This window comes from Bacteroidetes bacterium GWF2_43_63 (genome assembly GCA_001769275.1).
In the GTDB taxonomy this organism is placed as follows: Bacteria; Bacteroidota; Bacteroidia; order Bacteroidales; family DTU049; genus GWF2-43-63.
This window is the reverse complement of record MEOQ01000037.1, coordinates 1-13754: the sequence shown is the minus strand read 5'-3', so window position 1 is coordinate 13754 and position 13754 is coordinate 1. Positions and strand designations below refer to the sequence as shown.

Genomic DNA, 13754 nt, shown 5'->3' with positions numbered 1-13754 from the left:
AAAACAAAGTTCGAACCTCCAAAGTGAACGAAGTAGTCACTCTGTTTGCCAGTATCGGCGCGCCATTCGGCAGAAATAAAAAAGGACGTTTCTGCTTAAAAACAGAAACGTCCTTTGAGGTGACCCCGCCAGGATTCAAACCTGGAACCTTCTGATCCGTAGTCAGATACTCTATTCAGTTGAGCTACGGGGCCTGATTGAGAGTGCAAAATTAATAAAAAATTTCTTTCGCACAACAAATTTCTATTTTTCTGAAATAACAGTGACTTTTTGTGTTCCCAAAACTTCACCACTTTTTTCAATGCGGAAATAGTAATTTCCGGTTGGAAGGCCGCTCACATCAACAGTTAGAAGACTGCTGTCTATTTTCAGCGTTCTGATTAAACTGCCGCCGGCATTGAAAATCCGCAACAGGTCGGCTTTCGTGTCATTTTGAATGTCGATGGTTACCAGTTTTGATGCGGGGTTGGGGTAAATGCTGCAATCGAACTTGCCGTCTTCTTCAATGGCATTCCAGGTGTACATATGACTCTCCCAGATGCCGCGGCCGTAGGTGGCTGCGCGGATTCGCTGTACATCAGGCACAATCTCCAATTCGTTCACAATCACTTTCGGCAAATTGCTGTCAAATGGCTCCCAGGCCGACATTGTCGTGTCGCGATAGAAAATACCGGTCTCTGTGCCGACATACAATCCATCGGGCGAATTCGGGTCTTCAACAATGCAGTTCAGTCCAACTCCGCTCAGGGTGCCGGTTATGCTGGTCCATGTTGCACCGGCATCATAACTAACCATCACGCGATCGCCTCCTGAAGCCGACAACGAAAGCCACAGCTTTTCTTCGTCTTCGTCGCTGACGGCAATACCAACGATATAAAAACCGGCTACCGGTTGCACAGCAGTCCAGGCGGCACCATGGTTTTTCGAAATATAGAGAGAATCACTGTTCGAAAAATACACATACAACGGATTGCCTGGAGCAATGGCGATTTCATCAATTCTATCTCCCAGAAGCATCCCATTGGTGGTGTTTATCCAATTATCGCCTTCGTCCATGCTGACCCACATGTCTTCGAGACCCATCCAGATGACGGAAGGATTGACAGGATTCATGGCGACGGGAGTCAGCCACGAACCTTCCTGACCGGTGGTGTTGATGTAGTCGAAATTGTCGCCACCATCGTATGTGCGCAGGATTCCGCCACTCTGATAGGAGCAGTAAAAAGTGTATTCATCGGTCGGGTGGGTGAGTGCATCAAATCCATCGGCGCCGAAAACATGAGTCCAGGTGCCGTTTTGAAGCTTATTGCTGCCATTATCCTGTGCGCCGGCAACAATCATCTGATTATCAAGTTTAGAATTCGCGAATGCATAAAACTGTGTGATCTCGAGGCCTGCAGACAGGTCGGTCCATGTGGTTCCATAATCATAGCTTACAAACACACCGCCGTCACTGCCGCAGTAGAAGCGGTCTCCGTAAAATCCAAGATAATGAATGTCTGCATGCGCGTACTGATAAGCTCCATCAACATACCAGTTGGTAATGGGCGTCCAGTCTGAGCCTCCGTTGGTGCTTTTCCAGATATTGATGCCTCCGGTGAAAACAGTATTGGCGTCGAGTGGCGAAACGGCAATGGCCAGATCGTACCAGGCCTGACCAGCATCGTCGGTGTATGCTGATGAATCAACAGAATAGCCCAGAATATTGGGCGCGGTTGACATGAGCGTAAATGTGGAGCCGCTATTTGTAGAACGGTACAGGCCTCCAAAGGTATTGTCATCTTTTGAAGCGAGCACATACACAAAATTGTTATCTGCAGCGCTGACGCCAATTTCGAGACGGCAGGTATCGTGTGGCAACAGAGTATCTTCAGTAAATGTGAGTCCGCCATCGGTACTTTTCAGAAACATGGCCCCGCCGCAGTAAATGGTGGTTGTATCGTTGGGCTTATAAAACATGCAGCGTATGTCGTTGTTGTTGCCGTTGTAAACCAACGACCAGTTTGTTCCACCGTTTTTCGAGCGGTAAATGCGTTCAGGCGTTGACGCAAACATAACATCCGGGTTAAGCGGATTGAAAAGTATCTTGTTGATGTTATTGTAATTCAATCCAAAATTGAGTCCTCCATTCTGCCAGGTGAGGCCTCCATCGGTGCTTTTCTGGATGCCGAATGCCTGCGTGTCCCAGGAGTCTTTATCGCCGGTACCAACAAAAATTGTATCGGGATACAGCGGATGAATGGCGATACATGATGTTCCAAGGCGGGTCATATTGTCATAGGTGGTAGTCCATGTGTTGCCGCCGTCTTCGGTTTTCCAGATTCCGCCACTGGGGCTGGCAATATAAATGATGTCCGGATTTGTGGGATGCTGCGCAACGAAATTCACGCGGCCATTTCCTGGATTATATCCGCTATATCCAAGCTGCCACGATGAAATTCCAAGCGGAATCCAGTTAGCGGCCACTGTGGTCTGTTTGTATTGCTGCGATTCAGCCTTTGCTGCTTCATAAGCGTCGAGGTATCGGATGGCTGATTGAACTTTCCCATCCGGAAAGCAATGGGGCTCATTCCGATATTCCCAGCGTTTGAATTGCTTGTAACCTTTGCCGCGCTCATAGGGCTGGTCTCCCCAATATTCATAAAACGCCTGCTGGATTTGGCTGAAAGTAGCTTCCGATTTTTCAATATTCAGATAAGGCGCTTTCATCCATGGTTGCGCATTGAGCTTTAGCAGGGGAAGGGATATCAGTATCACAAAAAGGACAAGGTAGTGTTTCATGAATTGTGAGCGTTTAGATTGAGTTATTTTATCCGTACAGTCAGCACTTTTTTTTCAGCCAGAAAACAATCCAGAATATCCTCGCCGGCTACAGGTCCCACTCCGGCAGGAGTTCCAGTGAAAATAACGTCGCCGGTTTTCAGTGTAATGTATTTTGAAACATGCGAAATGATATGGTCAAATGAAAAAATCAGATTTTTGCTGTTGCCGGTTTGCACCGTTTGTCCGTTTTTTTCAAGGCGGAAAATGATTTCGTCAGGATGGCCAGCGTCGCTGAGACTCATGAATTCGCCCATGGGAGCTGAACAGTCGAATGATTTGGCAATTTCCCAGGGTTCGCCTTTTTGAATGCAGCGTTTCTGAATATCGCGTGCGGTGAAATCAATCCCCAGCGTGATGGCGTCGTAATAGGTAGATGCAAAGCGCTCTTCAATGTTTTTCCCGGTCTTGCAGATGCGAAGCACCAACTCGCATTCGTAGTGGATGTCGTTGCTGAAATCGGGAATGAAAAACGGAAGATTGTTGTAGATCAGCGCATTCTCGTTCTTCATAAAAAACACAGGATATTCAGGAACTTCGTTTTTCATTTCCTTCACGTGATCCAAATAGTTCCGGCCAATGCAGATAATTTTCATTTCTTTTTTCGTTACAAGCGTTACAGACGTTACACGTTACAAAGTGGAATTTATTCCGCTGGAAGCGGAAATCGTTACGGATTCTCAGTTAAATCTCTCTTCACACATTTTCACATAAACGAAGCGCCACATTTCCACATTCTTTTCGTTACAGACGTTACACGTTACAAGCGTTACGCGTTACAAAGTGGAATTTATTCCGCTGGAAGCGGAAATCGTTACACGGGTAACAGGGTAACAATGTTATGATGTACAAAGATAATGAATGCTGCTGAGTTTTGGTTCAACGCGGCGATTCTGCGATACAATTTATGTTTTCAATCCTGCCCGTGATTGAATTATATTTTTAGAAATAAAAGGTTGTATGACACAAACAAGATAAATTATCAATCAGTTTCCGGAGTGGTTTCTATATTTTTCAATGCACTCAGGTCGCTTCACGTGAAACGTGACTAGGCGCGACGCAGAGAGATTGAAAAAGCAGCTTAGCGTTGCGCATTGTGCCATGTACCGCATGCTACATGCTCCTAACGTCGCCTTTATAACTTTACAACTTTAGAACTTTCAACTCGCGAAGCGTTGTGCTTTGAGCATTGTGTTTGAGCTCCGCATGCCTCATGCCGCATGCCGCAAGCCCTATGCCTTCACATTACCTTTATTAAAGCCGCGCAGCTTGATGGCGTTCACGAGCCGTTTGGTGCTTTCGGGAAACTGGCTTTTCATGATCCAGTCGTAGTATTGTGGCTCTTTCTGAAAAACTTCTTCTACCGGATGCCACTTGTATTTTCCGAATGCGAAAACTTCCACGCCTTTTTCATTGAAAATGATATGACCCACCAAATCAGCATTGCGAGTGGTTTTCGAGAATTTACTCAATGCTTCGACATCGTTAACGATGGGTTTAAAGAGTTTTCCATTTTCGTCTTCGATCTCGGTATCTTCGTATCGCTCGAGCTGAGCCTTCAAAACCTCCCATGTAGCGCGGGTATCGGCATCAGCAGTATGTGCTTTTTCAATCGATTTTCCGCAATAAAATTTGTAAGCAGCTTTCAGATTGCGGGGTTCCATTTTGTGAAAAATGCCCATCACATCGAGGAAGCGGCGTTTGGAATAATCGAATTCAATTCCGCAACGCAGAAATTCTTCAATCAGCAAAGGCACATCGAATTTGTTGCTGTTGTAGCCCGCAAGATCGCAATTGGTGAGAAAATTCAACAGGTCGTGTGCAATGTCTTTGAAAAACGGTTTATCTTTTACATCTTCGTCCTTGATACCGTGTATAGCAGTTGTAATGGGAGGTATAGGCATTCCCGGATTCAGCAAAACGTAATATTCATGCTCCGTTTCATCGGGATCTATGCGCAAAATAAATAATTCAATAATTTTATCAACACCAACCACAACGCCGGTCGACTCAATATCAAATACTGCAAGCGGTTTGTTTAGTTTCAGTTTCATTTTGTTTCAGGTATTAGAATCACATGTTCATTTTCATTGCTTATGCTACTTTCATCATCGTGAAAAACATATTGTTTAACGAGTGTCGTGTAACCGGCACAATCGTAGGTAAATTCATAATTTCCGGGTTCAACAATGATAATATATTTTCCCGAATTCTTGTTTGGACGATACAGGCCCTGAAGCTTTCCGGTTTTCTGGTCCTTCACGCGGATCACCACCTGAGGAAGAGACTGGGTCTGCTTTTCCAGCAGTGCAATCTGAGCCTGCAACCCGGGAGCAGACATTTCAATGCTGCTGGTATCATTTGTTCCAAGCATCAGTTTGATTGAATCGAGTTGCACCAGCGATTCAGCCAACTGGGTTTGCATCATTTTATATTTTTCATACAAGGGCGTGCTGTCCTGCGTCATGATGATGCCACTGATAAAACACTTTTTCGGTTTGATCGAATTGAAAGTCACGCGGTAAATGTCCTGCTGTCCGAGTCCTCCGGGCAAAACAGCTGAAATATAGGCGTGGCGCCCCGACGCAGTGTAGGATATGGAAATATTGTCGTCGGGTGTGTTTATCGGATAGCCAATATTTTCCGGCTTCGAAAAAGTAATATTTGCTTTATCATAAGTACATTTGAAAATGTCATAGCCACCCATATTTTCATGTCCGGTCGATGCAAAATACATGGTTTCACCATCTGGTGCCATATATGGATAGTCTTCATCAAATTTCGTATTGATGGTTGGGCCCAGGTTTACAGGCACGCCCCATTCGCCGGTTGGCAATTCCTGCGACATCCAGAGATCAAGTCCGCCAAGAGAACCTTCGCGGTTACTTGAAAAAATCAGTACTTTTTTATTCTGGCTCATGGTGGCACCACCTTCAAACGATTTCTGATTGATGTTGGCTCCCAATCCTTCAGGGCGCTTGAATGTCTTTCCTTTTCCTTCGGAGATAAAAATATCGGCTATGCCATATTCATTGTCAAAATACAGGAACAAAAATTCACCATCGGGAGTAAGCCCTGCGACTTCTTCAACAAGATAAGTATTGATGGTACTCGACAGCGGTTTGGTTTTTTTCCACTCTGAATTGGCGTGCTGCGAATAATAGATATCGGCAGTAAGATAACCGTCATAGTCAATGAATCCACCCATATTACCATCACGTTTCGACGAATAAATCACATAGCTTTCGTCTTTTGGAACAAACGGATTGTAATCCGGAAATGGAGAGTTCACAGCCGGGCCTAGATTTGAAATGGTCACATCGATCGGTGTTTTCATCAGCTTTTCGGCCTGATCGCAAATTTCAACCTGACGCTGAGCGGGAATTGGATTATTATCTTTTACTCCAAGTGTCGAAAATTTCTTAAATGCATTTCGGGCATCGTCAAACCGATAGGCATATTGATAAGCGCGTCCCAAATCGTACCAGGCGTTTTGGTCAAATTTCTCCTGTGTCACAACCCATTCAAGATATGGTATAGCCTTGGTTTTATCGATATTTGTGTATAAATAGCAAAGACCAATGCGATGCATATATTCAATATTCAGCGAGTCCTTCGAATGAAGCACCAGATACTCTGCAAGTGCGTCCTTGAAATTCTGATATTTGAAATATCCGTCTGCCGATTTTGCATTTCCCTCAGGCACAAATTCCTTTCCCGGCTGGGCATTGACTTTGAATGCTAAAAGCATTACAATGCACAAAGCTAAAATGGTCGGTTTCATTCTCATGTAGGTCTTAAAAAGGCGAATTTACAAAACATTCAGGTTAGCAGTTACTTGCTGTTGAAAACTGCTGACAACTTACCCAGCTTTTCTCGTGCTGCTTCTGCTGCCTGAGCGCCTGTGCCTTTCATGACTATGCTGAAATAAAACTTTATTTTGGGTTCAGTGCCCGATGGCCTTACAGTGACTTTGCTTCCGTCTTCCATAAAAAACTGAAGGACATCGGAAACAGGCAATGCAATTGCACTCTCTGCGCCGGTTTTCAGGTCTTTCGAAAATTTAAACTTGTAATCTTTGATTGTAAGAACCGCTGAGCCATTGATTTCTATAGGCGGATTTTCCCTGAATTGCTTCATCATGGCTGCAATTTCCTGCTGACCATTCATACCTTTTTTTGTGATCGACAGAAGATCTTCGGCATAAAATCCATACTTCTGATAGATTTCATCCAGAATATCCAGCAATGTTTTTTCTCGCGAAGCTGCCCAGGCAGCCGCTTCTGCAATTATGCAACAGGTCATCACTGCATCTTTGTCGCGCACGAAATCGGCACCCAGATATCCATAGCTTTCTTCGCCGCCACCGATAAATTTTTCTTTTCCTTCCTGCAGGCGAATAATTTCGGCAATGTATTTAAACCCCGTGAGAACATCATACATTTTTACATCGAAATCAGCAGCAATGGTCGCAAGCAAATCGGTAGTAACTATGGTCTTTACCATCATCGGATGAGCGGGCATTTTTCCTGTTTCTTTCAGTCGGGTCAGTGTATAATATACCAGCACCGACGCAGTCTGATTGCCATTGAGTAAAACCATTTTTCCATCTTTGCCCCGAACGGCAACACCCACGCGGTCGGCATCGGGATCGGTTGCAAGAACCAACGCCGCATTATGTTCGTCGGCAACAGCTATGGCCATCTCCAGCGCTGATCTTTCCTCGGGATTCGGAGATTTTACGGTTGGGAAATTCCCGTCAGTGATATCTTGCTCTGGAACGTGAATGATATTTCCAAAGCCAATTCTTTTCAACACTTTGGGAATGAGCGTAACCCCGGTCCCATGAATGGGAGTATATACAATCGGCATTCGATGCTGCTTTTCGATGGCATCAGGCGATAAAACAATTTGCATAATCTGTCGCAGATATATTTCATCAATTCCTTTTCCGATGCCGGTTACAAGATCATGATTGCGATCAAACTTCACATGAGCGATGCTGCTGATGGCGCGCACAGCGGTGATTACATTTTTGTCGTGCGGCGGAACCAGTTGCCCGCCATCGTTCCAATATACTTTGTATCCATTGTATTCCTTCGGATTGTGCGATGCGGTAATCACAATGCCCGCCTGACAGCGCAGATGCCGCACGGCAAATGACAGCTCCGGAGTAGGGCGCAGGCCGTCGAACAGAAAAACTTTGATGCCATTGGCCGACAACACATCGGCGGCAACCGATGCAAAATAATCGCTGTTGTTGCGGCAGTCGTAGGCAATGGCAACTGAAATCTGAATACCGGGGAAAGATTCTTTCAGATAATTTGCCAGCCCCTGTGTTGCGGTCCCGACAGTATATTTATTCATGCGGTTCGGGCCTACACCCATTATTCCGCGCAGTCCGCCGGTTCCAAAATCCAGATCAGTATAAAACGCTTCCTGCAAATCCGGATCGTTGATGTTCTGCATGCGACGAATTTCGCTTTTTGTTTCTTCGTCGTATGGACCGCTGAGCCATTGATTTATTCTTTCTTCCATGTTCATATTTCGTTACACGTTACAAAGTGGAATTTATCCTGCTGAAGCAGGAGTCGTTACTGATTCTTTCACTGGCGCGGATATGTTATCCGTGACAGTGAATCATCGCACAGATTGCAAATCCGCGCGATTGTTATTGTTGTGCGTTGCGCGTTGTGCCGCATGCCTTATGCTTTTTGTTGTTCAAAACATTTCTTCAAACTATCTTTCCAATACGGGATTTCGATGCCCAGGAATTTCTTGATTTTTCCTTTATTCAAAACGCTGTAAGCCGGGCGCGGAGCTGGACGCTGAAAGTCTTTGCTATCAACCGGCACCAGTGTTGATTTAGAATTGCTCATTTTCAGAATTTCATAGGCAAAGTCGTACCATGAGGCCACGCCTTCGCTTGAGTAATGAAACAATTCAACACCGCTGATTTTTTTTGCATTCTTCGCCATTTCTACAACGACTTTTGCGAGATCGGCCGACCACGTTGGTGTTCCCACCTGATCATACACAACGCTTAGTTTTTCACCTTTGCGGCCTTTGTCAAGAATGGTTTTCATGAAATTATTCCCGTAGTTTCCATACAGCCACGATGTGCGGATAATGGCCGCATGACGCGTTCCAAGCAGGATTTCAATCTCGCCTTTGTTCTTGCTGGCGGCGTATGTTCCAACCGGATTGGCCGCTACTTCTTCGTGATAGGGAGCCGAACGTTTTCCATCAAACACAAAGTCTGTTGAAACATGGATCAGGAAAGCTTTTCCGGCCGAACACAGTGCTGCAATATTGGCAACCGCGTACGTATTAACCGCATATGCTTTTTCTGCTTCCGATTCAGCCAGATCAACCGCAGTGTAAGCTGCAGCATTGATCACAACATCGGGTTTGATTTCTTTAAATGCTTTTTTTACAGCATCGTGTTTTGTCAGATCCAGTTCAGGCATGTCGGTAAAAACAAACTCAAACTCTTTGCAGCTTTTCGACAACTCACGCAGCTCGCTTCCAAGCTGGCCATTGGCGCCGGTGACCCATATTTTAGCCATTAGATTGTATTTTTAAAATATTCAATTGTTTTGATCAATCCTTCTTCAAGATTCACTTTCGGTTCCCAGTGAAGAATTTGTTTTGCTTTCGAAATATCGGGCTGACGCTGCATCGGATCGTCGGCGGGCAGCGGTTCGTGGCGGATTTTCGATTTCGACCCGGTAAGTCTGATCACATTTTCGGCGAGCTGCAGCATGGTGAATTCGCCCGGGTTTCCAATATTGATGGGCCCCGTAATCTCGTCGCCTGTATTCATCATGGCGATCATTCCGTTCACAAGATCATCTACGTAGCAGAAACTGCGCGTTTGTTTGCCATCGCCATAAATTGTAACGTCCTCGTTTTTCAAGGCCTGCACAATGAAGTTGGAAACCACGCGACCGTCGTTTGGATGCATGCGCGGTCCGTAGGTGTTGAATATGCGAATGATTTTTATGCGGACATTGTTCTGATTGTGATAGTTCACAAAAAGCGATTCAGCGCAGCGTTTGCCTTCGTCGTAACACGACCTTGGGCCGATCGGATTCACATGACCCCAGTATTCTTCGGTCTGTGGATGAACATCAGGATCACCGTAAACCTCACTGGTGCTGGCCTGCAGTATTTTCGCGCGGATGCGTTTGGCCAGCCCGAGCATGTTGATGGCGCCCATCACCGATGTTTTAATGGTCTTGATTGAATTGTACTGATAATGAATGGGCGAGGCAGGGCAAGCCAGATTGTAGATTTCGTCCACTTCAACAAAATAGGGCATGGTCACATCGTGACGGATGAGCTCAAAATAGGGATTCATCAACAAATGCTCGATGTTTTGCTTGCTGCCGGTGAAATAATTATCCATGCAAAGCACCTCGTGTCCATCACTGAGAAGCCGCTCACATAAATGAGATCCGACAAAACCCGCTCCACCTGTTACCAGAATTTTCTTTTTCATTCAATGTAATTGATTTGTAAAAGTATAAAAATTTTGAACTTAATCACCAACACCTGGCGCGGATTTGTAACCGTGACAGTGAAACTGCTCCCGACCTGCCAGAGTACGTAATGCAATGAAGGACCTGGAAGAGTCGAATGCTGCGACTGCTCCCCGACATTCTAGCGTCAGCTACAATGGGCTGACAATTGGATATTGCTGACCTGGAATCGTCGGGGGGGGGAAGATTTATTGCTTTTAGAGATGCTCAAAATTCAAAACAACAAATCAAATCCCTGTCCTGATTTGGAGAATTTTTCAATTTCGATTTTGAAAAATTTGAGTTGTTGAATTGCTATGAAAGTTCTGAAGATTTCAGGATCCTGTTTTTCTTCAGTTTCGTTCAGTGCATCAATATATTCTGTGCGGTCTTCGGTAAAAATTTTAACGAACGGCTGATGATGATACATAAGCACGTAATTCATGAATAAGCGCGACAAGCGCCCGTTTCCGTCTCCGAAAGGATGAATATTTACCAGATTGTAATGAAGGTCGGCCGCCAATTTTAAAATCTCATTTTCGTCGGAAACAGCATCAATTCTTTGATTGACATTATCACTCAGTTGTTGCAGCAATCCCGGCACTTTGCGGAAATCGGGAAAATATTTTTTATCGACATACACGGGAGCCAGCCTCAGCTCTCCTTTTGATGTATCGAAGCTACCGGTGGCTGTATTAACAATTTCGCCAGTGTTTTTCATCAGAACGGCACAGGTTTCCTGCAGGAATTCAATCGAAAACTTCCGTTTGATGTTTGCTTGCTCCTGCATCCACAGAAAAGCCGCATAGTGATCTTTCACCATCAGATGATCTTTCAGTGGCTTGCCTTTGGCTGTTATTCCTTTATCAAGCAGCACCTTTGTGTCGGTTTCGGTGAGCGAACATCCTTCAATTTTGGTAGAATGATAGACAATAGAAATCATGCAGAATTTCTCATAATCAAGAGCATTCTGCAGATTCAGATTGAGATATTGTGTTCTATATTTGTCTAATTCCGCCCACATAATCAGGGTGTTTGTACAAAGATAATAGATTAACCGCAATTTTGAGACATCTCAACGAAAATACACTTGAGACTATACCGAAGCCGTAGAGGTGAATAATAAAATTACAACCGCCCGTCATTTCAGCTGCATCTTTCTCGGAATGTTCAGCGTGATGGCGGGCAGTTGCGCCCCATGAAAAAAACCTAAATCCAATCAGCAGATAAGCGTTCTTGTTGTAGTTGCTGCATTTGAATTGATACAAAGATAGGTCACAAAACGAAAATAAATATTTTGTTAAGCGAATGGTCGGTTTGATTCAGTTTCCGGAAATATGTAAAAAGCTGCATATAAATGATTAAAAGCTGCTTTATTTGGCCTTGCTTCTATACAGCTCTGTCTTTTCCTTGATCAGCTGATGCAGCTTCAGATCTGTGCTGTTTTCAGTTATTAGTTTTTCAAGATATGCAAGCATGGAATAACCCATTTGAATATCAGAGGCAGAGCTGTTTTCGACAGGGTATTCCTTTATTATTCCTGAAATGATTTCAAACGAAATTTTATCAGCGCGGCTATGCTCACCAAGCTTGTACAAATATTGAACAATCGGAATCGCACTGGCATTGGCGTGAAATATCCGATAAGGAAAAAACTGCTCACTCATATCCAACATTTCCATTGCATGAGCAGTGTCCGATTTTTTCACAAATTCAACAAATGCCTGATACATGATCATTCGATAGCTATAGGAAAATAGCTGATGATGTTCACCGGCAACAGGTAATTTTGTGAGGTCGGGCATCTGAAAATCGTTTTTTAATTTCTCCAGAAGTCGCTCTGGATCTACACCGCCGGAATAAAAATTATCGGCCAGGTCATTGGTTCGATAGGGTACAACTTTGTAAGCCATTCCATCAACAAGTAAATAATCGGTAGGAATCATCGGCACTTGAGAGGTAATGGTGAAATATACCGGCCGCTTTGGAATGTTCGATGCAATGATATCGAGCATGGCAAAATGATTCAGGTAAATATAATTTTCGCGAGGAAAAATACTGATGCTGTCTTTGTTATTGAATTTGAGAACTGTGTGCCGTGCCGGATATAATGCATAATCGCGGCCTTCATTTGACAAATCATCAGTGACTGTCATGTTCAGAGCAGTGATGGCATTCATAGAGTCTGTTTCGCTTAAAATGTAGTAGTACCCATTGGATGAATTATTCCAATAGTCGCGCGCAATGCTGAATTCAACCGCAGGTTGTGTAGAATATTTTTCAAACAAATGGCTTATATATCGCGGAATTCCAAGCAGACTCATGTTCACAATGGTGACGTCAGTTCTGAATTTTTCAAATGCCTGCACGTAGAGCAGGGGATAAGTATCGTTGTCGCCACTGGTAAAAAGTATGGCGTTTTTATCGCACGAATTCAAATAATTACGGGCGGTCTTCAATATAAAATCGTCGTAAAGCCCCGGCCTGAGCTCTTTTCGGGCTTCTGTTTCATTGGAGTAAAACAACAAATAAAGATATCCAGCCATCACTTCGTTTGAATAAATATTCAACGCATCGCCGATGAATGTTGCGAATGCAGGATTTTTTGCCAACAAAATTTTATATGTTTCAAGCGATTTATCATGCCACAATCGGAATGCTTTCAGCTGATCTTCACTTAAAACATTCTGCCCAACTGATAACGAAAAAATCTCTGATTTCACAGACAGTCCGAACTGATCGCCCAATAGATTCGAAGCATGATTGGCATAGGCACGGGCCAGTGCGTTAAGCATCGTATCAGAAAGATTTTTCTGCTCACCGAATTCGTTGATCACATCTTTATACCAACCCCGATAGAAGTTATATGGCGACATGTCATCGTAGGTGATGTTCATGTTGTCATTAATTACGGCTTGCTCATCGGGCGTGATTTCTTTTACTGCCGCGGGTTTAAAAGGAACTTCCACATATTTGTTTTTACTGCGCGACCAGAAAATCTCATTTTTTGTTGCATCTTCTTTTTCATAGTTCCACAGCACGGCATGCCAACCGTCCGGATTTTTTGTGAGGCGGAATTCCTCCGGATATGCGAGATTCATGATGTCGTAATCGGTCAGAAATTTCGTCATCACTTGCTGATACGAAGGATAATCGGGCATTTGGACTTCTTTCTGGGCAATGGCCAGTGCTGGAAGCAGCAGAAACAACAAAATTCCTGTTCGCATTTGGTTTGGGTTTTTACAAATATACAAAAACAACAACTTATCCATGCGAACCGACCTTCAATATTTCGCAATGCATTGAAACATGCAAAAAACCTCCTGAATCCTAGTTTATTCGCTCATTAAATCACTTTTGCAAGGTGCTCATGAGCTCGCACCGCTGGTGCTCGGTTCACAGAGGAACTCA

General features: G+C 44.2%; 9 protein-coding genes and 1 tRNA gene. All 10 read right to left on the bottom strand.

The window, feature by feature from the left end; translation table 11 throughout:
- Positions 1–117 precede the first annotated feature (117 nt).
- Positions 118–194, bottom strand: a tRNA-Arg gene (locus A2W93_02175).
- Positions 195–243: 49 nt separating this feature from the next.
- Positions 244–2709 (bottom strand): hypothetical protein, encoded by a 2466-nt coding sequence (locus A2W93_02170; protein ID OFY53925.1) that lies wholly within the window; start codon positions 2707–2709, stop codon positions 244–246.
- A gap of 95 nt (positions 2710–2804) precedes the next feature.
- Complete coding sequence (locus tag A2W93_02165; GenBank protein OFY53924.1) at positions 2805–3416, bottom strand: 2-hydroxyhepta-2,4-diene-1,7-dioate isomerase; 612 nt, start codon at positions 3414–3416, stop codon at positions 2805–2807.
- A 636-nt stretch (positions 3417–4052) separates the two neighbouring features.
- Positions 4053–4874, bottom strand: a complete 822-nt coding sequence (locus A2W93_02160) for a DNA polymerase III subunit epsilon (GenBank protein ID OFY53923.1) — start codon at positions 4872–4874, stop codon at positions 4053–4055.
- Positions 4871–6610 carry a hypothetical protein gene (locus A2W93_02155; protein ID OFY53922.1) on the bottom strand — a complete coding sequence of 580 codons (1740 nt, stop codon included), beginning with the start codon at positions 6608–6610 and terminating at the stop codon, positions 4871–4873. Before A2W93_02155 ends, A2W93_02160 begins: the two co-directional genes overlap by 4 nt.
- A gap of 44 nt (positions 6611–6654) precedes the next feature.
- Entirely contained in the window at positions 6655–8364 is a 1710-nt protein-coding gene (locus tag A2W93_02150) for a phosphoglucomutase (GenBank protein ID OFY53921.1), read from the bottom strand.
- A 161-nt stretch (positions 8365–8525) separates the two neighbouring features.
- Positions 8526–9389: a dTDP-4-dehydrorhamnose reductase gene (locus A2W93_02145; GenBank protein ID OFY53920.1), complete on the bottom strand. Its 864-nt coding sequence runs from the start codon at positions 9387–9389 to the stop codon at positions 8526–8528.
- Positions 9389–10324: an NAD-dependent dehydratase gene (locus A2W93_02140; protein OFY53919.1), complete on the bottom strand. Its 936-nt coding sequence runs from the start codon at positions 10322–10324 to the stop codon at positions 9389–9391. Before A2W93_02140 ends, A2W93_02145 begins: the two co-directional genes overlap by 1 nt.
- 254 nt (positions 10325–10578) lie before the next feature.
- A complete protein-coding gene (locus A2W93_02135; GenBank protein ID OFY53918.1) occupies positions 10579–11367 on the bottom strand; it encodes a cell filamentation protein Fic in 789 nt (262 codons plus the stop codon).
- Between the two features lie 349 nt (positions 11368–11716).
- The gene (locus tag A2W93_02130) at positions 11717–13570 is read right to left on the bottom strand and encodes a hypothetical protein (GenBank protein OFY53917.1); all 1854 of its coding nucleotides are present in this window, start codon (positions 13568–13570) and stop codon (positions 11717–11719) included.
- Between the last annotated feature and the right edge of the window lie 184 nt (positions 13571–13754).

What these genes read in the sequence shown, in the direction of transcription:
- A2W93_02170 (OFY53925.1), bottom strand. Translation starts at nt 2,709, where the DNA reads ATGAAAGCGCCTTATCTGAATATTGAAAAATCGGAAGCTACTTTCAGC.
- A2W93_02165 (OFY53924.1), bottom strand. Translation starts at nt 3,416, where the DNA reads ATGAAAATTATCTGCATTGGCCGGAACTATTTGGATCACGTGAAGGAA.
- A2W93_02160 (OFY53923.1), bottom strand. Translation starts at nt 4,874, where the DNA reads ATGAAACTGAAACTAAACAAACCGCTTGCAGTATTTGATATTGAGTCG.
- A2W93_02155 (OFY53922.1), bottom strand. Translation starts at nt 6,610, where the DNA reads ATGAGAATGAAACCGACCATTTTAGCTTTGTGCATTGTAATGCTTTTA.
- A2W93_02150 (OFY53921.1), bottom strand. Translation starts at nt 8,364, where the DNA reads ATGAACATGGAAGAAAGAATAAATCAATGGCTCAGCGGTCCATACGAC.
- A2W93_02145 (OFY53920.1), bottom strand. Translation starts at nt 9,389, where the DNA reads ATGGCTAAAATATGGGTCACCGGCGCCAATGGCCAGCTTGGAAGCGAG.
- A2W93_02140 (OFY53919.1), bottom strand. Translation starts at nt 10,324, where the DNA reads ATGAAAAAGAAAATTCTGGTAACAGGTGGAGCGGGTTTTGTCGGATCT.
- A2W93_02135 (OFY53918.1), bottom strand. Translation starts at nt 11,367, where the DNA reads ATGTGGGCGGAATTAGACAAATATAGAACACAATATCTCAATCTGAAT.
- A2W93_02130 (OFY53917.1), bottom strand. Translation starts at nt 13,570, where the DNA reads ATGCGAACAGGAATTTTGTTGTTTCTGCTGCTTCCAGCACTGGCCATT.